At 58.3% G+C, this 19,738-nt stretch carries 16 protein-coding genes; 10 read left to right on the top strand and 6 right to left on the bottom strand.

The window, feature by feature from the left end; genetic code table 11:
• Positions 1-21: 21 nt before the first annotated feature.
• Positions 22-600, top strand: coding sequence for a DUF924 family protein (locus ACR0ER_RS10550; RefSeq protein ID WP_480768881.1), 579 nt, complete (start codon positions 22-24; stop codon positions 598-600).
• Here the strand turns inward: ACR0ER_RS10550 and ACR0ER_RS10545 are convergent.
• On the bottom strand, positions 597-1,031 hold the full coding sequence (locus ACR0ER_RS10545; protein WP_480768880.1) for a hypothetical protein: 435 nt from the start codon (positions 1,029-1,031) through the stop codon (positions 597-599). The two genes, ACR0ER_RS10550 and ACR0ER_RS10545, sit on opposite strands and share 4 nt — an antisense overlap.
• 215 nt (positions 1,032-1,246) lie before the next feature.
• Here ACR0ER_RS10545 and lpdA point away from each other — a divergent pair, with 215 nt between their 5' ends.
• Positions 1,247-2,641, top strand: coding sequence for a dihydrolipoyl dehydrogenase (gene lpdA / locus ACR0ER_RS10540; RefSeq protein WP_480768879.1), 1,395 nt, complete (start codon positions 1,247-1,249; stop codon positions 2,639-2,641).
• 57 nt (positions 2,642-2,698) lie between these two features.
• Here lpdA and ACR0ER_RS10535 read toward each other — a convergent pair whose 3' ends face one another.
• Positions 2,699-4,084 (bottom strand): M20/M25/M40 family metallo-hydrolase, encoded by a 1,386-nt coding sequence (locus tag ACR0ER_RS10535; RefSeq protein ID WP_480768878.1) that lies wholly within the window; start codon positions 4,082-4,084, stop codon positions 2,699-2,701.
• Positions 4,085-4,405: 321 nt separating this feature from the next.
• On the opposite strand from ACR0ER_RS10535, the gene hemA reads away from it, so the two are divergent.
• From hemA to ispG, 3 genes are all read left to right on the top strand, one after another.
• On the top strand, positions 4,406-5,629 hold the full coding sequence (hemA, locus tag ACR0ER_RS10530) for a 5-aminolevulinate synthase (protein ID WP_480768877.1): 1,224 nt from the start codon (positions 4,406-4,408) through the stop codon (positions 5,627-5,629).
• Positions 5,630-5,757: 128 nt separating this feature from the next.
• On the top strand, positions 5,758-6,969 hold the full coding sequence (locus ACR0ER_RS10525; protein ID WP_480768876.1) for a helix-turn-helix domain-containing protein: 1,212 nt from the start codon (positions 5,758-5,760) through the stop codon (positions 6,967-6,969).
• Positions 6,970-7,040: 71 nt separating this feature from the next.
• Entirely contained in the window at positions 7,041-8,162 is a 1,122-nt protein-coding gene (ispG, locus tag ACR0ER_RS10520) for a flavodoxin-dependent (E)-4-hydroxy-3-methylbut-2-enyl-diphosphate synthase (RefSeq protein WP_480768875.1), read from the top strand.
• Positions 8,163-8,176: 14 nt separating this feature from the next.
• Here ispG and ACR0ER_RS10515 read toward each other — a convergent pair whose 3' ends face one another.
• The 3 genes from ACR0ER_RS10515 to ACR0ER_RS10505 all read right to left on the bottom strand — a co-directional run bounded on the left by ACR0ER_RS10515 (position 8,177) and on the right by ACR0ER_RS10505 (position 11,108).
• Positions 8,177-8,752: a Rieske (2Fe-2S) protein gene (locus ACR0ER_RS10515; RefSeq protein ID WP_480768874.1), complete on the bottom strand. Its 576-nt coding sequence runs from the start codon at positions 8,750-8,752 to the stop codon at positions 8,177-8,179.
• A gap of 218 nt (positions 8,753-8,970) precedes the next feature.
• Positions 8,971-9,729, bottom strand: a complete 759-nt coding sequence (locus tag ACR0ER_RS10510; RefSeq protein ID WP_480768873.1) for a DsbA family protein — start codon at positions 9,727-9,729, stop codon at positions 8,971-8,973.
• A complete protein-coding gene (locus ACR0ER_RS10505) occupies positions 9,726-11,108 on the bottom strand; it encodes a M48 family metalloprotease (RefSeq protein ID WP_480768872.1) in 1,383 nt (460 codons plus the stop codon). Before ACR0ER_RS10505 ends, ACR0ER_RS10510 begins: the two co-directional genes overlap by 4 nt.
• On the opposite strand from ACR0ER_RS10505, the gene ACR0ER_RS10500 reads away from it, so the two are divergent.
• From ACR0ER_RS10500 to ACR0ER_RS10490, 3 genes are all read left to right on the top strand, one after another.
• Positions 11,107-12,270, top strand: coding sequence for a pyridoxal phosphate-dependent aminotransferase (locus ACR0ER_RS10500; RefSeq protein ID WP_480768871.1), 1,164 nt, complete (start codon positions 11,107-11,109; stop codon positions 12,268-12,270). The genes ACR0ER_RS10505 and ACR0ER_RS10500 overlap by 2 nt on opposite strands.
• 66 nt (positions 12,271-12,336) lie before the next feature.
• Positions 12,337-13,557, top strand: a complete 1,221-nt coding sequence (locus ACR0ER_RS10495) for an N-acetylmuramoyl-L-alanine amidase (RefSeq protein ID WP_480768870.1) — start codon at positions 12,337-12,339, stop codon at positions 13,555-13,557.
• A gap of 95 nt (positions 13,558-13,652) precedes the next feature.
• Positions 13,653-16,139, top strand: a complete 2,487-nt coding sequence (locus tag ACR0ER_RS10490; protein WP_480768869.1) for a penicillin-binding protein 1A — start codon at positions 13,653-13,655, stop codon at positions 16,137-16,139.
• Here ACR0ER_RS10490 and ACR0ER_RS10485 read toward each other — a convergent pair.
• Positions 16,133-16,966, bottom strand: a complete 834-nt coding sequence (locus ACR0ER_RS10485) for an aminoglycoside phosphotransferase family protein (RefSeq protein ID WP_480768868.1) — start codon at positions 16,964-16,966, stop codon at positions 16,133-16,135. The genes ACR0ER_RS10490 and ACR0ER_RS10485 overlap by 7 nt on opposite strands.
• Before the next feature lie 77 nt (positions 16,967-17,043).
• Between ACR0ER_RS10485 and prfB the strand changes: the two genes are divergently transcribed.
• Together prfB and ACR0ER_RS10475 are read left to right on the top strand one after the other, a co-directional pair.
• Positions 17,044-18,168, top strand: coding sequence for a peptide chain release factor 2 (gene prfB / locus ACR0ER_RS10480; protein ID WP_480768867.1), 1,125 nt, complete (start codon positions 17,044-17,046; stop codon positions 18,166-18,168).
• Between the two features lie 173 nt (positions 18,169-18,341).
• Complete coding sequence (locus ACR0ER_RS10475; protein ID WP_480768866.1) at positions 18,342-19,736, top strand: amidase; 1,395 nt, start codon at positions 18,342-18,344, stop codon at positions 19,734-19,736.
• Positions 19,737-19,738: the final 2 nt, after the last annotated feature.

The raw sequence follows: 19,738 nt of genomic DNA, 5'->3' as shown, positions 1-19,738 counted from the left end.
CAACACGACGGAGTTAGGGCAATGGTTGGTCCTGAAATAGTATTGAGTTATTGGTTAGATGAGATTGGTCCCAAGGGTTGGTATCTACAAGACGATGCCTTGGACGCAGGCATTCGCGAACGGTTTTTGACCACCTGGGAAGCCGCGAATGAAGGCAAGTTTTCACTTTGGCTTACCTATCCCAGCGGAGCACTGGCTTACATCATCCTGATGGATCAGTTTCCGCGTAACATGTTCCGCGGTAGCGCAAAGGCGTTCTCGTCAGATCGTGCGGCACTATCGGCTGCAAAATGCGCCGTGGACAAGGGCTGGGACCTAAAGATTGACGAACCTGCGCGGCAGTTTTTCTACCTGCCTTTGATGCATTCGGAAAACCTGTGTGATCAGGAACGCTGTGTCCGTCTGATGTGTGAAAACATGACCGACGGCGACAAAAGCAATCTGTTGCACGCGCGGGCGCATCGCGAGGTTATCCGCAAGTTCGGACGGTTCCCTTATCGCAACGAGGCGCTGGAACGTCCGATGACCGTGCACGAAGCAGCCTATGTTGATATGGGCGGGTACGGTGCCACGGTGCGGGAACTGCAAGCCGCCGGCTAGGACGACGGCACACATCCCCGAACAGCAATAATTCGGTCGGCAATTACGTCGGCCGATTTTTCTATGGCGGTGTTGATCAGCGAGTCCGGGGATTCGGTGATCTCCGCGATGCGGGCTTGCGAGCTTTGCATCCTCTCTTCCAGATTATCCAGCTTTACCAACGCCGTGGAGATCCGAACTTTTTCGGCAATATCGGTTACGTTACCACTTGTTTGAATGTTGGTAAGATCGCTACGCAGGGCGGCAAGCTCGCCCCGAACGCCGCGAATTTCATCCTTGAGCGGCGCGACGACCTGAATTTTTTCTTCAAAGGCCTTGGTGATGTCTTCTACGGTCGATGCCAGTCTCCAGCCCAGAAACAGGCAGAGCGCCACCAGAATGAGGGTGGCGTTGAGCAGAGCAAGAAGCAGATCCTTGAGCGTTTTGGCCATGGCAACCCTTTCGAATGACTTGTGATAAGGAATGAATGGGCGGACCCGATCCCTATGTTCTAGCCATTGAGAGGTGCCCGGTATAGGCTGAAAACTGCAGAATCTTGTGCCGTTGACCCTGCGTCGCTTTTGTCGCGGGGAAGGTGTGTTGATGCGTTGCAAAAATTAGTTTAATGGTAAACTAATTTTCATTCGACCTGTGCCGAGAGGAAACTATGGCTGCACAATCTTTTGATCTGATCGTAATCGGCGCCGGTCCGGGCGGCTATGTGGCGGCTATCCGTGCCGCACAGCTGGGCCTGAAAACAGCCGTGGTTGAGCGTGAACATCTGGGCGGTATCTGCCTGAACTGGGGGTGTATCCCGACAAAGGCGCTGCTGCGGTCATCCGAAGTGTTCCACCTGATGGAACGCGCCAAGGATTTCGGCCTGAAGGCGGACAAGGTCGGCTATGATCTGGACGCTGTCGTCAAGCGCTCGCGCGGGGTTGCGGCGCAGCTTTCGGGCGGTATCGGCCACCTGCTGAAGAAAAACAAAGTCACCGTGGTGATGGGTGAGGCCACAATCCCCGCCAAGGGCAAGGTCTCGGTCAAGACCGACAAAGGGACCGAGGAACTGGCCGCGAAGAACATCGTTCTGGCCACCGGCGCGCGAGCGCGCGAACTACCGGGGCTTGAGGCCGATGGCGATCTAGTCTGGACCTACAAACACGCCCTGCAACCGCCGCGGATGCCCAAGAAACTGCTGGTTATCGGTTCGGGCGCGATCGGGATCGAATTCGCCAGCTTCTACAACACGCTGGGCGCGGATACGACCGTGGTCGAGGTCATGGACCGCGTACTGCCGGTTGAAGACGCCGAGATCAGCGGTCTGGCTAAAAAGGCGTTCACCAAACAGGGCATGACCATCATGGAAAAGGCGATGGTCAAGCAGTTGGATCGCGCCAAGGGTAAAGTCACCGCGCATATCGAAGTGAAAGGCAAGGTCGAGAAACATGACTTTGATACAGTTATCTCGGCCGTAGGCATCGTGGGTAATGTCGAGAACCTGGGGCTGGAAGCTTTGGGTGTGAAAATCGATCGTACCCATGTGGTCACCGACGAATTCTGCCGAACCGGTGTTGAAGGTCTTTATGCGATTGGCGATATCGCAGGCGCGCCGTGGCTGGCGCACAAAGCAAGCCACGAAGGTGTCATGGTCGCCGAGTTGATTGCAGGCAAACACGCGCATCCGGTGAAACCCGAAAGCATCGCAGGCTGCACCTATTGTCAGCCGCAGGTGGCCTCGGTCGGATACTCTGAGGCGAAAGCCAAAGAGCTGGGTTATGACATCAAAGTTGGCCGCTTCCCCTTCATCGGTAACGGTAAGGCGATTGCTCTGGGCGAGCCCGAAGGTCTGATCAAGACGGTTTTCGATGCCAAAACCGGCGAATTGCTGGGCGCTCATATGATTGGCGCGGAAGTGACGGAATTGATTCAGGGGTACGTGGTCGGGCGTCAGCTGGAGACCACAGAAGAAGACCTGATGAACACGGTCTTCCCGCATCCAACGCTGTCAGAGATGATGCACGAAAGCGTTCTGGATGCTTACGGGAAGGTCATCCATATGTGATCTGGGGAAACACCCCAGCGTCAGAGGCACCGCCCATTCGGCGGTGCCTTTTTTTGTTTAACGGGTCAGTGCGTCCAGAATCCGAGCCCACGACCGGATGCCTTTGTGAAAGCTTTTAACGTCGTACTTCTCGTTCGGTGAATGGATGGCGTCGTCGTCATTGGCAAAGCCGACCAGCATCGAATCCAGCCCGAGTTCGGTGTTGAAGTAGCCCACAACCGGGATTGATCCGCCCATACCGGTGAAAACGGCCTCACGCCCCCATTCATCGGACAGCGCGCCTCGGGCGGCTTCGAATTCAGGGCGGTCGAGGTTCATGACCGAGGCGGGCGCGCCGTCGAGGTCATTGTCCCACTCGACCTTGGCATCCGGCGACAGACGCTCTTCCACATGTTTGCGGATCTTGTTGCGCAGTGCGTCCGGCTCCATGTCGCCAACAAGGCGGCAGGTGATCTTGCAATGCGCCTGCGATGGGATCACCGTTTTCGAGCCGGCGCCGTTATAGCCGCCCCACAGGCCGTTGACTTCAAGCGTTGGGCGGGCCCATTGCTGTTCCAGCGTCGAATAGCCCTTTTCGCCGTGCGGCTGAGAATAGCCGACCGAGTTCAGGTACTCAGCCTCGTCGAACCCGCAGTTTTCCCATTGGCGCAACTGGTCGGAGGGGACTTCGTGGACACCTTCATAGAAGCCCTCGACCGCTACACGCCCGGTTTCGTCGTCATAGAACGAGGCGACGATCTTCGACAGTTCGCGCAGCGGGTTGAGACCGGGGCCGCCGTAATGGCCCGAGTGCAGGTCAATGCGGGGACCAATGATAGTGAATTCGTCTTTGAGCATCCCGCGCAATTGCGAGGCAATCGACGGCACGCCGCGCGACACCATCGAAGTATCGCAGACCAGTGCCAGGTCGGCTTTCAACTCGGCTGCATTCTCGCGCAGGAACGGCACGAGAGATGGAGATCCTGATTCCTCTTCGCCTTCGAAGAAAAAGGTGATGCGGCAGGGCAGGGTGCCGTGCACCGCTTTCCACGCCCTGCAGGCTTCGACAAAGGTCATCAACTGGCCTTTATCATCGGATGAGCCACGACCGCGAATAACCGGGCCGTTGTCGGTGTCTTCAATGGCCGGGTCGAACGGGTCGCGGTTCCACAGCTCCAACGGGTCGACCGGTTGTACGTCATAGTGCCCGTAGAACAGGACATGCGGCGCGTCGCTGTCTTCTCCGACATGACCAACAACCATCGGGTGGCCGGGTGTTCCGCGCTTTTCGGCCGCAACGCCAATGCTTTGCAGGTCGGCGACCAACCAGTCGGCGGCCTGATCCACCTGCGTGTCGTAGGCCGGATCGGTGGAAATTGACGGAATGCGCAGCAGTTCCATCAGGCGGTCGATCGAGGTTTGCAGATCAGTGTCGATGCGGTTCAGAACAGCGTCCAGCGACATGGGTGTCTCCTGCTTTTTGAGATTTGCCGGAACCCTATCAGCGCCACCGGCGCAGTCCAGTGTGCTTTGCCGGGAATGTGGTATATTATTGGAAACAGCACGGGTGCCTGCGTCGTTTCCTCGCGTCCTATAGCCGTAACTTTACTTGTCGGAACGAGTGGGACGGGATATTTGATGCAAATCAAATATGTGATCCCAATGTCGTTTATACGTGATGGGCACAAGGGAACGCATCGGCGCAAATCTGGATTCGTCCGGCCCACGCGTCAGAAATAACGTCCGGCCGTTCAAAGCTCTGGTCGGGCACGTAAGGAGACACCGGTGGACTATACTGCTCAGCTCGATACAGCGATTGCCAGGCTGCATGATGAAGGACGCTACCGGACTTTCATCGATATCGAACGCCGGAATGGCCATTTTCCACATGCGGTGCGAACACGCCCGGACGGGTCGCAGCAGAACATCACCGTATGGTGTGGCAACGACTATTTGGGCATGGGGCAAAACCCCGTTGTTCTGAACGCGATGCATGATGCAGTTGACGCAGCCGGTGCAGGATCGGGCGGGACGCGTAACATCTCGGGCACCACGGTCTATCACAAACAACTTGAGGCTGAACTGGCGGATCTGCACGGCAAAGAGGCCGCGCTGCTGTTCACCAGCGCCTATATCGCCAATGACGCGACGCTGAGCACGTTGCCGAAACTGTTCCCCGGATTGATCATTTATTCTGACGCGCTGAACCACGCCTCGATGATCGAAGGCGTGCGCCGCAACGGCGGGGCCAAGCGTATTTTCCGTCACAACGACGTTGAGCACCTGCGTGAGTTGCTGGAGGCGGACGATCCCAAAGCACCCAAGTTGATCGCGTTTGAATCCGTCTATTCGATGGATGGAGACTTCGGCCCTATCAAGGCGATTTGCGATCTGGCAGACGAATTCGGCGCTCTGACCTATATCGACGAGGTCCACGCCGTTGGCATGTACGGCCCGCGCGGAGGTGGCGTGACCGAACGTGATCGTCTTGCGCATCGCATCGACATCATCAACGGCACGCTTGCCAAGGCTTATGGCGTGATGGGCGGCTATATCGCGGCCAGTGAGAAAATGTGTGACGCCGTGCGCTCTTACGCGCCGGGCTTCATCTTTACCACCTCGCTGCCGCCTGCGGTTGCTGCAGGGGCGGCGGCGTCTGTTGCCCATCTCAAGACCGCGCCTGAGCTGCGCGAGCAGCACCAGACGCAAGCCAAAATCCTCAAGCTGCGGCTTAAGGGGTTGGGCCTGCCGCTGATCGATCATGGCAGCCATATTGTGCCGGTGATCGTGGGCAATCCGGTACACACGAAAATCCTCAGCGATCGGCTGCTGGATGATTTCGGTATTTACGTCCAGCCGATCAATTTCCCGACCGTTCCCCGCGGAACCGAGCGCCTGCGCTTTACCCCGTCGCCTGTGCATGGACCGGACGAAATGAACCGTTTGGTGGTGGCTATGGACGAACTTTGGTCACATTGTGCGCTAAATCGCGCCGAACTTGCCGGATAACCTCACAGCAAAGTGTGCAACGTGTTTGCTGCGTGTTAAGCTTAGGCTAACAAAATCAACGGACGAATCGTTAATGGGATGATTCGCCGTTAGCGCGAAACGCGCGCAGGCAGAATGGGGCAGCAGGGATGATTGGGCGCAGATCTCAGCGCGATTCCGAAGAAGATACCGACGTCAGGCCAAAGGGCTATGACGATTACGAGGTACGGCTTGGCGACATGATGCGCGGTGAACGCGCCACCATGGGCAAGTCTCTTCTGGATGTGCAGCGGGAATTGCGGATTAAGGCCAACTACATTGCTGCTATCGAAGACGCCAATCCCGAAGCGTTCGACACACCCGGCTTCATCGCCGGGTATGTGCGTTCTTATGCCCGTTATCTTGGGATGAACCCGGACGAAACCTTTGCAGCTTTCTGCAAGGAAAGCGGGTTCGAAGTTGCGCATGGCATGTCGGCTGAGGCGTCAGTTGTCCGCAAGCCTGCCGGTGGCCTGCCTGCACGGGGGCCAATGGGCCGCGATCCCTTCATCTCGCCCAACACGCCTTTCACTCCCGGCAGGGAATCCCTTGTCAGCCAGATTGAGCCGCGAGCTATTGGATCGTCTCTGGTTCTGGTGGCCGTTATCTGCGGCATCGGCTATGGCGGTTGGTCGGTTCTGAACAAGATCCAGCAGGTGCAGGTCAGCCCGGTTGAGCAAGCCCCTGTGGTGCTGTCCGACCTTGATCCGCTGGATGTAGCTGGAACTGCCGCGACCGAAGATGTCGTTGCTGATACCCCCAGCGTCGAGGCGCTGGACCGTCTGTATCGCCCTCAGGCCCTGGATGTTCCGGTTCTGGTCGCGCGCGACGCACCGATTTCCACGCTTGATCCGCGCACGGTTGGTGCCTTCCAGCCGCAGGAACTACCCAAGGTTGAAGTGGCCGAAGTTCACACCGTTGAACGTCCAGACACCTTGCCTCAGGTCGTCGAGCAGATTGACACAAGGCTCAAGATCGTTGCGGTCAATCCGGCTTGGATGCGGGTCACTTCTGCCGATGGCAGCGTGATTTTCGAGGGTACTTTGGGCACGGTCGAACAGGGCAGTGTTTTCGAGGTCCCCCTGACCGAAGAACCACCGCTGTTGCGCGCGGGCGCGTCTGGATCCGTGTTCTTCTCGATGAATGGCGAGCATTATGGGCCAGCCGGCGCGCCGGGGACTGTCGCCAAAGGCGTGGTTCTGTCCAAGGACGCGGTTGCCGAGAGCTATACCGTTGCAGATCTTCCGGCCGATCAGAACAGCACAATCACGCAGTTGGTAGCTGAGTTTCAGGCGCAGGGCACCGAAGACACCGCCGAGTGATCTAGCCATTGCGGTGCCCCTTTAGGCGGACTATTTAAAGACCCAACTCAGGCTGTCTTGGACCCGTCCCCATGTCGCTCAATCACGTTCGTCCGTGGCGCAATATTTATCGCCGCAAATCCCGTCAGGTCATGGTCGGGAATGTTGCTGTCGGAGGTGATGCCCCGATTGCGGTCCAGACTATGACGAATACTCTGACGACCGATGTGGCGGCGACCGTTGCACAGGTTCAGGCGGCGTCTGAGGCGGGGGCGGATATCGTGCGGGTTTCTGTCCCGGATGAGGCATCGTCCAAAGCCTTGAAAGAGATCGTCCGCGAAAGCCCGGTGCCGATCGTGGCCGACATACATTTCCACTACAAACGCGGGATCGAGGCCGCCGAGGCTGGCGCCGCCTGTCTGCGCATCAACCCCGGCAATATCGGTGACGAAAAGCGCGTCAAAGAGGTAATCAAGGCCGCGCGCGACCACGATTGCTCGATCCGGATTGGGGTGAATGCGGGCAGTCTGGAAAAGCACCTGCTTGAGAAATACGGCGAGCCGTGCCCCGAGGCGATGGTCGAAAGCGGGTTGGAACATATCCGCATTTTGGAAGACAACGACTTTCACAACTTCAAGATCAGCGTGAAGGCCAGCGACGTGTTCCTGTCCGCTGCCGCCTATCAGGGCATTGCTGAAGCCACCGATGCACCCATCCATCTGGGTATTACCGAGGCCGGTGGGTTGGTGTCCGGCACCATCAAGTCGGCCATTGGTCTGGGTAACCTATTGTGGATGGGGATAGGTGACACGATCCGCGTCAGCCTGTCCGCCGACCCAGTTGAAGAGGTCAAAGTCGGCTATGAGATCCTGAAATCTCTGGGCCTGCGCCATCGCGGCGTGAACATCATCTCATGCCCGTCCTGCGCGCGGCAGGGTTTCGACGTGATCAAGACAGTCGAGGCACTGGAACAACGGCTTGAGCATATCAAGACGCCGATGAGCCTGTCGATCATCGGCTGCGTCGTGAACGGACCGGGTGAGGCACTGATGACCGATGTCGGCTTTACCGGCGGTGGTGCCGGTTCGGGCATGGTCTATCTGGCGGGCAAGGCCAGCCACAAAATGTCCAACGATCAGATGATCGACCACATCGTCGAAGAGGTTGAGAAGAAGGCTGCTGAACTGGATGCGGCGGCGGAAGCTGCTGAGTAGGGTGGGGGGCTCACCTATCTCGGCGATGGCAGTCTTGATACATCAATGACAATAATTTGCCCTTGTTCGTCAATCTTATAAGGTGGCACCTTCAAATTTTCGTTGGTTGGGCCTTTTCGGGAACGGCCCCACATATCGTAATGCGCACCTCGGCACGGATCGAAGTATCCATCGAAGTCTCCGGCCTTTGTGTGCACAATGCACCCAAGCCCCGCAGTGCTTATCGGGCTGACGACGAACCACACAAGGCGCGCAAAGCGTTCAGGACCAAGTTCCTGCTCAAGCGCGTCGTTGCTCAAAACCTCTGACCATTCTTCCAAAGCGATACTAGGGTCGAATTGATGCATGGCTGTCGCCATCTCTGCAAGGTTACGGCGCCATATTAAAACCGGCCTACCTTTAATGTTGAGGAGTCGCGCATCGCCGGGGGCCCAGCTTTTAACTTGGACAGTGCCTGGACTGTTTTTGTAGTAAGCTACGACATCAGCTGTTGGTCTCGTGCTGGAAAACAGAAAATACAGTCCAGTTGCGGCCGTCAGTAAGGCCCATACTGCCGTCACGCGGTAAAGGAAAACACCCTTTTTCTTCATTTTATAGCTGCTTTAAATTGGTTCAGAAAATCGCGCTTTGGTAGAATTCTTAGCGAAATACACTGCTATTGAGAAGTTTGTTTATGGTCTGTCTGGACGGGGTTGTAAAAATGAATTCGAAGGATTTTACAGGCACAATGCCTTTGGGCAATTCGAATACGTTGGTTAAAGTTGAAAAGCAGATGTGAGGTGTGGGGCGGCTCGGCCGCCCCGAGTGCTCAGCCTTGCTCGGCGCGCACGCCATCCGCAATTTGCTGCATTTGTGCGGCGGGCAGGAAGCCGCGCAGCATTTCGGTACCCAGCACGAAAGACGGCGTTCCGGAGATTTTCATCCGTTGTGCCAATTCGCGGGTCTGAGCGATCTCGGCGGTCACTTCATCGCTGTCCATCGCAGTGATGATAGCGTCGCTGTCCAGGCCCAGACCATCCGAGATGCGGCGCAGGGTGACTTCGGTCGGTTCTCCGCTAAATTCCAGCAACGCATCGTGAACTTGCTTGTATGCGTTGTCACCGGCGACCTGTTTGGTGGCGACAGCAAAGCGCGCGGACATAACCGAGGCTTCGCCCAGAATAGGAAGCTCTTTGATCACCAGTCGGATATTTCCGTCCGACGCCAACAGGCTGGCCACTTCGGGCACGGCGCGGCGGCAGTAGCCACAGCGGTAGTCCATGAACTCGACCAAAGTGATGTCACCTTCCGGATTGCCGCCGACCCAGCTGTAACCGTCATTGAACAACTCATCAGCGTTGGCCTGAACCAAATCCTTGTCTGCTGCGGCTTCGGCAGCAGCGTTGCGTTGTTCGAGGATATCGATGGCCTCGATGATAACCTCGGGGTTTTCCAGAAGGTATTCGCGTACTTGTGCGCCAAATTTTGCCTTCTCGGCATCGCTGAGCGCGTTCAGGTCCAGCGCCTGAGCCGGGCCAGTGATCATGGAAAGCCCCAGAAGGGCTGGGGCTGCATGTCTGAGGATCATTTCCGTTTCCTTTTTGCTTTTTGAGCGCGCTCCGAGGCAATCAGCACATCCTGTGCCCGTTGCCAACCCGGTGACCCTTCGGGCAGTTGCCTGACAGCGCGTTTTGCGTGGATGCCTGCATCGGCCAACCGACCCTGCAAAGCATATCGTTCTGCGGTCACAGCCGAGGCCATGCCATTGTTCCCGACTTTCGCGTATGCCACCCCGAGGTCTTGCATCAGGCGGGCGTTTCGGTAGTCTCTCTGTCTTGCTTTTTCAAGCACTTGCAGGGCGTTCTTCGTCTGCCCCTGAACGAGAAGGGACCGACCGTAGCCAGCAAGAATTAGGGCGTCATTCGGTGCCATATCGACTGCTTGACGATAGGCTAAAACCGCCTCAGGCACTTGTTGATTTTCCAGCAAAATCTGGCCTTTGAGTTCATAGTAGAACGGATCGTCGGGACGAATGGCCAGCGCAGCGTCTATCGCAGCGCGGGCCTTGGCCAGATCGCGGTTTTGGTGATGGGCTGCAGCTTCGCGCATCAGGCGGATATCCTGCGCGCTTTCTTCTTTGGCCCGGCGTAGCGTCCAGCCCGGTGACCGCAGGAAAGCCGATAACTTCCCTTTCACCCTAGCAAACCAATAATCTGCTTCCGGGTTCGGTTTCGCCTTGTCTCCGAATTGTTCCAAAAATTGCTCAGCGGCGCGCAAGCGGTCTCGGCTGGTTGGGTGAGACCGCATGTAAGGGTCTTGATTCACAGTGCTCAACAATTCCTGCCCTGCGAATTTTCGGTGCAGTGCGACCATGCCGCTGGGCGAAATACCGGCCCATCTAAGATAGCTGGCAGCGCTTCGGTCGGCTGAGGATTCCTCGGCCCGTGTATGCCCCAGAAAACTGCGCAGTGCGGAACTTTGGGTGCCTGCCGCAATGCCCGCCGCAGCCTCGCCACCGCCTGCTGCTGCTACAATTAGGGCGAGTGCAGTGCCAAACCCCGCATTTCGCTGAGCCGCGCGCAGGTTTTCCACCCTCCGCGCCAGATGGCCGTTGGCGATATGGGCGGCTTCGTGGGCGATGACGGCCTGCAGCATCTCGGGGCTCTCAACCGTCAGAATCAGCCCGTAGTTCACATAGATCGCACCGTAGTCGATCACAAAGGCATTAAACGTACTGTCATTGACCACCAATATCCGGACCCGGTTGGTGTTCAATCCGGCGGCACGCAGAACGGGAAAGGCCAGTTCACGCAGCCCGTGTTCGATATCGGGGTCCCGGATCAGGCTTTGCGCGGTTGATGGCACAGCACTTGCCATCCATGTCGCCGTAACCAGCAACAGGGTCGGGATTGACGCCACCCTGGATAAGCGTTCAAAAGCCATGGCTGCAACATGGGAGATGGGCATGAGAAACTCAACCCGATCCGGGGTCGATCCCTTCATCGTGATGGATGTGATGGAGGCTGCGCGCAAGGCTGAAGAGGCCGGGCGCCACATCATCCATATGGAGGTCGGACAGCCCGGAACCGGTGCACCTAAAGGGGCTACTGCCGCGCTGGCAAAAGCGATGGAGCAAGCCCCACTTGGCTACACGGTCGCTTTGGGTTTGCCCGCACTGCGTCAACGGATCGCACGATTGTATGGTGAGTGGTACAATGTCGATCTGAATCCCGACCGCGTGGTGATCACGCCGGGCTCGTCCGGCGGGTTTCTGCTGACCTTCACAGCTTTGTTCGACAGCGGAGATCGGGTGGGCATCGGTGCGCCGGGCTATCCGTCGTATCGGCAGATACTTAAGGCGCTGGGTCTGGTGCCGGTCGACCTGCCCACCGCGCCGGAAAACCGCTTGCAGCCGGTGCCTGCGGATTGCGCCGGGCTGGACCTACAGGGGCTGATGGTGGCATCCCCTGCCAATCCTACCGGCACCATGCTGAACCACGCCGCCATGGGGTCGTTGATCGAGGCTGCGCACGGGCAGGGCGCCTCGTTCATCAGTGATGAGATTTACCACGGTCTGGAATATGAGGCCAAAGCTGTCACCGCACTGGAACTGACGGATGAGTGCTATGTGATCAACTCGTTCTCGAAGTACTTCTCGATGACCGGCTGGCGCGTCGGCTGGATGGTCGTCCCTGAAGATCAGGTGCGCGTGGTCGAGCGAATTGCGCAGAACATGTTCATCTGCGCCCCTCATGCCAGCCAAGTAGCTGCGCTGGCGGCAATGGATTGCGAGGAAGAGTTGCAGGGTAATCTGGACGTCTATCGCCGCAACCGCGCTCTGATGCTGGACGGGCTGCCCAAAGCCGGGTTCACCAATATCGCGCCGCCCGATGGGGCCTTTTATGTCTATGCGGATGTGTCCGACCTGACTGATGACAGCCGCGCTTTTGCGGCTGAGATTCTGGACAAGGCCGGGGTCGCTGTCACGCCGGGGTTGGATTTCGACCTTGCGCGCGGGCACCATACTCTGCGGTTCTCTTACGCGCGGTCGTCAGAGGATATCGAGGAAGGCCTGCTGCGGCTGCGCCGTTTCATGGCCGAACGCGGTGCGATCACCGAGCAGGCCTAGGGCGTTCACAAAACCAAGCGGGTCGGGTAGGCTGGCGGTCAAACGATCTCGGGAAAACTTGAGGCCATGAGCAGGATTTTCTACGCCATCGCGCTGATCTGGGCGCTGACTTGTGCTGCGTACGCGCAGGACTTCAACGCGCTTGCCCGCGTTCTGCCAGAGGATAGCCGCATCGCCGATGACGGCCGCGCGGGCGTACGGGTTGAACTTGGCCTCAGCCAGGGAGTGCCGTACCGGGTCTTCACTCTGCGTGATCCTTATCGCATGGTACTGGATTTTCAGGAGGTCGATTGGACCGGACTGGAAACAGAGACCTTCCTGCAGACTGACCGGATCAGCGCTGTGCAGTTCGGAGCCTATGTTCCGGGCTGGTCGCGCATGGTGCTGGAGCTTGGCGCGCCTCTGGCCGTCGATACCGCGGACCTGAGGGTGGATGAGAACACAGGGGCTGCGCATCTGGCGTTAAGCCTGCGCGGTACCGATTTCGACAGTTTCGCCGCTGGTGCCGGTGCGCCGCGCCAACCGGGCTGGGACCTGCCGGAACCGGCGGTGACACCAGTCAAGCCCGGCCGCGATGGCACGCGCCCCTTGGTGGTGATGCTGGACCCCGGTCATGGCGGTATTGATCCGGGGGCCGAGGCTGGCGGCACGAATGAGAAAACCCTGATGTTGACCTTCGCACGCGAACTGCGAGAAACGCTATTGCGTGCAGAGGGTTATCACGTGGTGTTGACGCGTGTGGATGACCATTTTGTCAGCCTTGAACGTCGCATCGCTCTGGCGCATCGGGCGGGGGCAGATGTGTTTATTTCCTTGCACGCGGACATCCTGTTAGAAGGGCGCGCGCATGGGGCTGCGGTGTATACTTTGTCTGAAGAAGCCTCGGACGTGGCGAGCCAAAAGCTGGCCGAGCGCCATGATCGGGGCGACTTGATCTCGGGTGTTGATCTGAACGGCGCAGACGATCAGGTGACTGACATCTTGCTGGACATCGCGAGACAAGAAACAAAACCGCGCACGAACGCGTTGGCGGTGTCGCTGGCAGATGGAATGGCACAACAGGGCGGACCCATGAATAGCCGCCCGATCCGCTCGGCTTCTTTTTCGGTTCTTAAGGCTGCGGATATTCCGTCTGTTCTGATCGAGCTTGGATTTCTGTCCAGCCCCAGAGACCTGAAAAACATACAAAATCCTGAATGGCGCAAAGGTATGGCAGTCGGTATCCTGAACGGGTTGAACCAATGGCGGCAGGATGATCTGGTCAAACGGTCTCTGATTGGCCAGTGACCCTGCGGCACAAACCGGCTAATATTGGCCATCGTGTTTTGACCCGGCGCCGGGCCATCCCTATATAGGCGGCAGCGCGAGTAAAAGGCAGCAACGTGATCCGTTTCATTCTTTCCGTTTTCGGGGCGATTTTCAGCCTCGTCACCTTGGGTATCTTTATGGCCGCGCTGGTCGTTGGCGCGATCTTCTGGATGTACGGCCGCGACCTGCCCAGCCATGAGTCTTTGGCGCAGTACAAGCCGCCGACGATCAGCCGAATTTACTCGGGCGAAGGCCAGCTCATCGACGAATTCGCACAGGAACGCCGCCTGTTCACGCCGTCTGAGGAGATTCCCGATCTGGTGAAACAGGCCTTTATCTCAGCGGAAGATAAGAACTTCTACACCCACCAGGGCTATGACCCGCGCGGTATCATCGCCGCCGGGGTCGAGGCGGTGAAATCCAAGGGTGAGAACGTGCGCGGTGCTTCGACCATCACGCAGCAGGTGATGAAGAACTTCCTGCTGTCCGGGGACCGTCGGGCCGAGCGTAAGATCAAAGAGATCATCCTTGCCACTAGGCTTGAGGATACGCTGAACAAGGAACAGATCCTCGAGCTGTATATGAACGAGATCTTTCTGGGTCAGAATTCATACGGCGTGACCGCCGCCGCCCAGACCTATTTCAACAAGACACTGCAGGAACTGGAACCGCATGAGGCCGCGACCTTGGCCGCGATGCCCAAGGCACCGTCGGACTACCACCCGGTCCGGCAAAAAGAACGCCTGCTGAACCGCCGCAACTATGTGCTGCGCGAGATGCGACAGAACGGCTATATCGATCAGGCGACCTATGACGCCGAGGTGAATATGCCTCTGCGCTCGGTCCAGAACGGTGACTTTGAGAGCTTCCGCACCGCGCTGCCGCCGCGTGATTACTTCACCGACGAAATTCGCCGCCAGCTGAGCGAAGACTTCGGTGAGGGTGAGTTCTTTACCGGCGGCTTCACTGTCCGCGCCTCGGTTGATGAGGAAATGCAGGTTGAGGCAGCCGAAGCTCTGCGCACCGCCTTGCAGAAATACGACCGGTCGCGCGGCAAATGGCGCGGTACGGGGGAGGTGATCCCTGAGGAAAAACTGGCTGATGAGGCCCAGTGGCGCGACGCGTTGTCGATCATGGAAATCCCGCGCGACGTGGTGCTGCCGACGCAGTGGTACCCGGCGGTGGTTTTGAACGTGGCCGAACAGTCACTGACCGTGGGCATTGAAAACGGCCCAGCAGAGGGAATCGTTCCGCGTTCGGATATCAAATGGATGCAGGGCGATTTCGCCGGCAACTTCAAACGCGGCGACGTCATTCTGGTCATAGAAGGCGAAGAGGGCCAATGGTCCGCCCGTCAGGTGCCCGAGGTGCAGGGCGGTTTTGTAGCGATGGACGTGAATTCGGGCCGTGTTCTGGCAATGCAGGGCGGGTTCTCGTATCAGGATTCGGTGTTCAACCGGGCCACGCAGGCACAGCGCCAGCCGGGTTCGAGCTTTAAGCCCTTCGTCTATGCGGCCGCGTTGGATAGTGGGTACAGCCCCGCCACCATTGTTGTGGACGCACCGATTGAGGTGAATACGCCGCAGGGCTTGTGGCGTCCCAAAAACTCTACAAACAAATTCTATGGTCCGACGCCGCTACGCACAGGGATCGAACAGTCTCGGAACCTGATGACTATCCGCCTCGCCCAAGAGGTCACGATGCCGGTGGTGGCAGGCTATGCGGAACGGTTCGGCGTTTACGACCGCATGGGCGCGTTCCTTGCGAACTCGTTGGGGTCTGAAGAGACGACGCTATACAAAATGGTTGCAGCTTATGCGATGTTCGCCAATGGCGGTGAGCGGGTTGAACCCACTCTGGTTGACCGTATCCAAGACCGCTTTGGTAAGACGATCTATCGCCACGATGACCGTCAGTGTTTGGACTGTAATTCAGCCTGGCTTGAGCCGGATGAATCTCCGACCATCGAGACCAACCGCTCGCAGGTCATGGACGCGATTACCGCATATCAGCTGACGTCGATGATGAAGGGCGTTGTGGATCGTGGTACTGCGTCGCGCGTAGTGAACCTGCCGGTGCCGACCGCAGGTAAGACTGGCACAACCAACGAATCCAAGGACGCGTGGTTTATCGGCTTCACCTCGAACATCGTGGCAGGCTGCTATATCGGCTATGACCGTCCGCGTCCGATGGGGCGGGGGGCATATGGGGGCACCATGTGTGGTCCCGTTTTCCAGAGCTTCATGGAGAAAGCTGTTGAAAAGTATGGCGGCGGCCCGTTCGAAGTGCCACCCGGTGGGCATTTCATAAAAATCGACCGTTTCAGCGGTGCGCGCCTGCCCGAGGATGCGACAGGTGACTATGTCGTAGCTGAATACTTCCGCGATGGTGTCGATGGCTTTATCGACCGCGTCTATGACGGTGGCTTTGCGATGGGGTCTGACCTGCCTCTGTTCGAAGAAGCCAGCTCAGGTCGTCAGGTCACTACGTCGACCGGGAACACGATCACTGTCGGCCCCAACGCCAGCCAGGGCGATCTTCAGGGCGGCGGTCTTTACTGATCGGCCGCTCTTAGAAACTGGTTGAGCAGGTCCGCCTCGGGGTCCTGCACTATCTCTCCATTAGACCGCCAAACGATGGACAGCGCACATTTCGCAGCGGCCCATTGCAGAAGGCGTTTCGACCGCACATCCATAGCCGCCGAATAAAGCGCGACGCAGCGGTTCAATTGCTCAGGTTGCCGTACAAGATGGGGCAGGCCTTTTGGGTGGCGAAGTGCATTGGCCAATTCGAAAGCCGGATCGCCGTAGTATCCTTTGGCGTCGATAACCCGCAGCCCATCCGAGGTTTGGATAACGTTGTCATGATGCAAATCACCGTGTAAGGGAGCCGGCCCGTTCTGTGTGTCCAGAAGAAATCGCGCGGTACTGATCGCCTGGACCATGTCACGCTTAAGTGTTTCAGGACAATCCTGCGAAAATCCGCAATTGAACAAAGAGGCGAAAACAGCGCTAAGGTCCATTAGGCCCGTTGGTTCAACCTGTGGCTTGGCGTGCAGGCTTTGCGCGACCTCTGCCAGCAATTCACTAGCTTTGCCCGGGCTGCCGCCGCGCGCGATATCGCCCAGTGAAGGGCCATCAAGCCACTCCATCAGAACGGCCTTCCCTTGCTCTGCAATTATCGACACGGCGCCATAACCCTGCCAGCGGGCTAAAAGTCGCGCGCCCGGTGCTTCATTCCCGCGATCCGATTTGTGATACAGTTTCAGTGCAACCGGCGTTCCGTCGGGCATCTTAGCCTTCCACACCTTTGCCAAGCCGGTGTCAGCGACCGGTTCAATGATGGTCAGCCGCCAACTTTCAGGAAACTCGAGCGGTACAAGGGTCATTCGCGCCTCAGCTGTCTTGTGGTGCCCCGAACCTCTTGCTATCACGCAGGCCTGATTGAGCAAGTTGGGACAAGACCATGCGCGCCGAAACCCAGAACACCGTGGCGGAAATTGAAAAGTCGCTGGAGCTGCTGGCGCAGCGTATGGACTATGAAACCGCCCCTCATCGCCTTGAGGAATTCAATGCGCGGGTTGAGGACCCCAACCTGTGGGACAATCCCGAAAACGCGCAGAAACTGATGCGCGAGCGTCAGCTGCTGGTAGACGCCATTGAGACCTACGAGTCCATCAAGACCGATCTGAGCGACAATATCGAGCTGATCGAACTGGGTGAGATGGAAGAGGACGAAGAGGTTGTTACCGATGCCGAAGACGCAATCAAGAAACTGAAGGCCAAGGCCGCCAAGAAAGAGCTTGAGGCGCTGCTGGACGGCGAGGCGGACGGCAATGACACCTTCCTCGAGATCAACTCGGGTGCCGGTGGCACGGAAAGCTGCGACTGGGCCTCGATGCTGGCGCGGATGTATGTCCGCTGGGCCGAGAAGAAGGGCTACACGGTCGAGTTGCAGTCCGAAACCGCGGGGGAAGAGGCGGGGATCAAATCCGCCGCCTACAAAATTTCCGGCCATAACGCCTATGGCTGGCTGAAGTCGGAAAGCGGTGTGCACCGGCTGGTGCGGATATCGCCGTATGACTCGGCGGCCAAGCGCCATACCTCGTTCAGCTCGGTCTGGGTCTATCCGGTGGTCGATGACAATATCGAGATTGAAGTGAACCCGTCTGATATTCGTATCGACACTTATCGATCCTCGGGCGCGGGTGGTCAGCACGTGAACACAACGGACTCGGCGGTGCGGATCACGCACATTCCGACCGGGATTGTGGTGACGAGTTCCGAGAAATCGCAGCACCAGAACAGGGATATTGCGATGAAGGCTCTGAAGTCGCGCCTGTATCAGCAAGAGCTGGACCGCCGGAACGCCGACATCAACGCCGCGCATGAGGCCAAGGGCGATGCGGGCTGGGGTAACCAGATCCGTTCCTACGTGTTGCAGCCCTATCAGATGGTCAAAGATTTGCGCACCAACCATGAGACCTCGGATACCAAAGGGGTGCTGGATGGTGATCTCGATGGATTCATGGCGGCGACGCTGGCGTTGAATGTGGCGGGCAAAAGCCGGTCCGAGGCGCAGGGCGACTAAGGTAGGCAAGGGATTCTGCCCTATCTGCGCCGACGGCACCTCCCACGGAGTATTTAGCGCAAAATGAAGCGGATTCCGGATTTATGCGGAACCGAAAAAGATACATTTAAACAGTGGGTTTAAATGAAGAGATGCCCCGGCTAGGCTGATCTCCGAGGAGGGATGAGCCCGGGATGGATCTGAGCCAAACAACTGCAATCGACCTGTTGAACACAATCGCCGAAGGGCGGTTGTCGGCAGTCGAGGTTATGCGGGCGACTTTGGACCGGATCGCCACTTTCAACGGATCGGCAAACGCAATTGTGGCCTTGCGCGATCCGGATGAGCTACTGGCCGAGGCACGTGCGCTGGATGCCGGGCCGAACCGCGGACCGCTGCATGGGCTGCCGATAGCGGTCAAGGATCTGGTCAATGTTGTCGGGATCGTGTCCTCTCAGGGTTCACCGATTTTTCGGGATCATGTGCCCGAGCGGGACGATTTGATTGCCGCTCGGATGCGGGCAGCGGGGGCGATCCTGATTGGCAAGACCAATGTACCGGAATTCGGGCTGGGGTCTCATACCTACAATCCGGTCTATGGGGCCACGCGCAACCCGTATGACCCTACGCGGACAAGCGGCGGGTCGTCGGGTGGTGCGGCCGTGGCGTTGGCGACTGGGATGGTTGCTCTGGCGGACGGGTCCGACATGATGGGCAGTCTGCGCAACCCTGCCGCGTGGAACAATGTCTACGGGTTCCGGCCCAGTTGGGGGAGAGTGCCGTCCGAACCTTTGGGCGACGGGTATCTGCATCAACTGTCTACGCTTGGCCCCATGGCGCGCAGCCCCGAGGATCTGGGTGTGTTGCTGGACGTGATCTCGGGGCCGGATCCACGGCAGCCTTATGGAGCGGCCAGCCCGACGGTGTCGCCGGTTCAGGCCGCTGATATGCGTGGCTTGCGGATCGGCTGGCTGGACGATTGGGGTGGGATCTATCCGTTTCAGGACGGCATTCGCGAATTGTGTCGCGGCGCGCTGGATGAGTTTACGCAACTTGGGGCCGAAGTTGTTCCGGTTGCAGCACCTTTTGCGGCCGACCGGATTTGGGACAGCTGGGTCACGTTGCGCGCGTGGAGCGTGGCCGCCGGTCTAGCGCCACTGACCGGCCAGCGGACGGCTTTGAAGGACACAGCACAATGGGAGCTGGACCGGGGGCTGGCTCTGACTGCCATGCAGGTGCATGAGGCCAGCGTCGCGCGGTCAGAATGGTTCCGGTGCGCGGCCACGCTGTTTCAGGACTATGACGCCCTGATCTTGCCGTCTGTACAGGTCTGGCCGTTCGAGATCGAAACGCCGTACCCGACAGAGATCGCCGGAACAGCGATGGATACCTATCATCGGTGGATGGAGGTCATGGTACCGGTCAGTCTGATCGGACTGCCATGCCTGTCGGTTCCGGTCGGCTTCGGGGCCGAGGGGTTGCCGATGGGGATGCAGGTCTTTGGCCCGATGGGATCGGACACTCGTATCCTGTCTATCGGCGCAGCTTATCATGCCGCTACGGGGTGGCCACAAAAACGACCGGCCTGATT

It is taken from the genome of Ruegeria sp. CH8 (assembly GCF_056536985.1).
The sequence above is the reverse complement of the archived record's forward strand: the minus strand, read 5'-3'. Positions and strand labels throughout refer to the sequence as shown.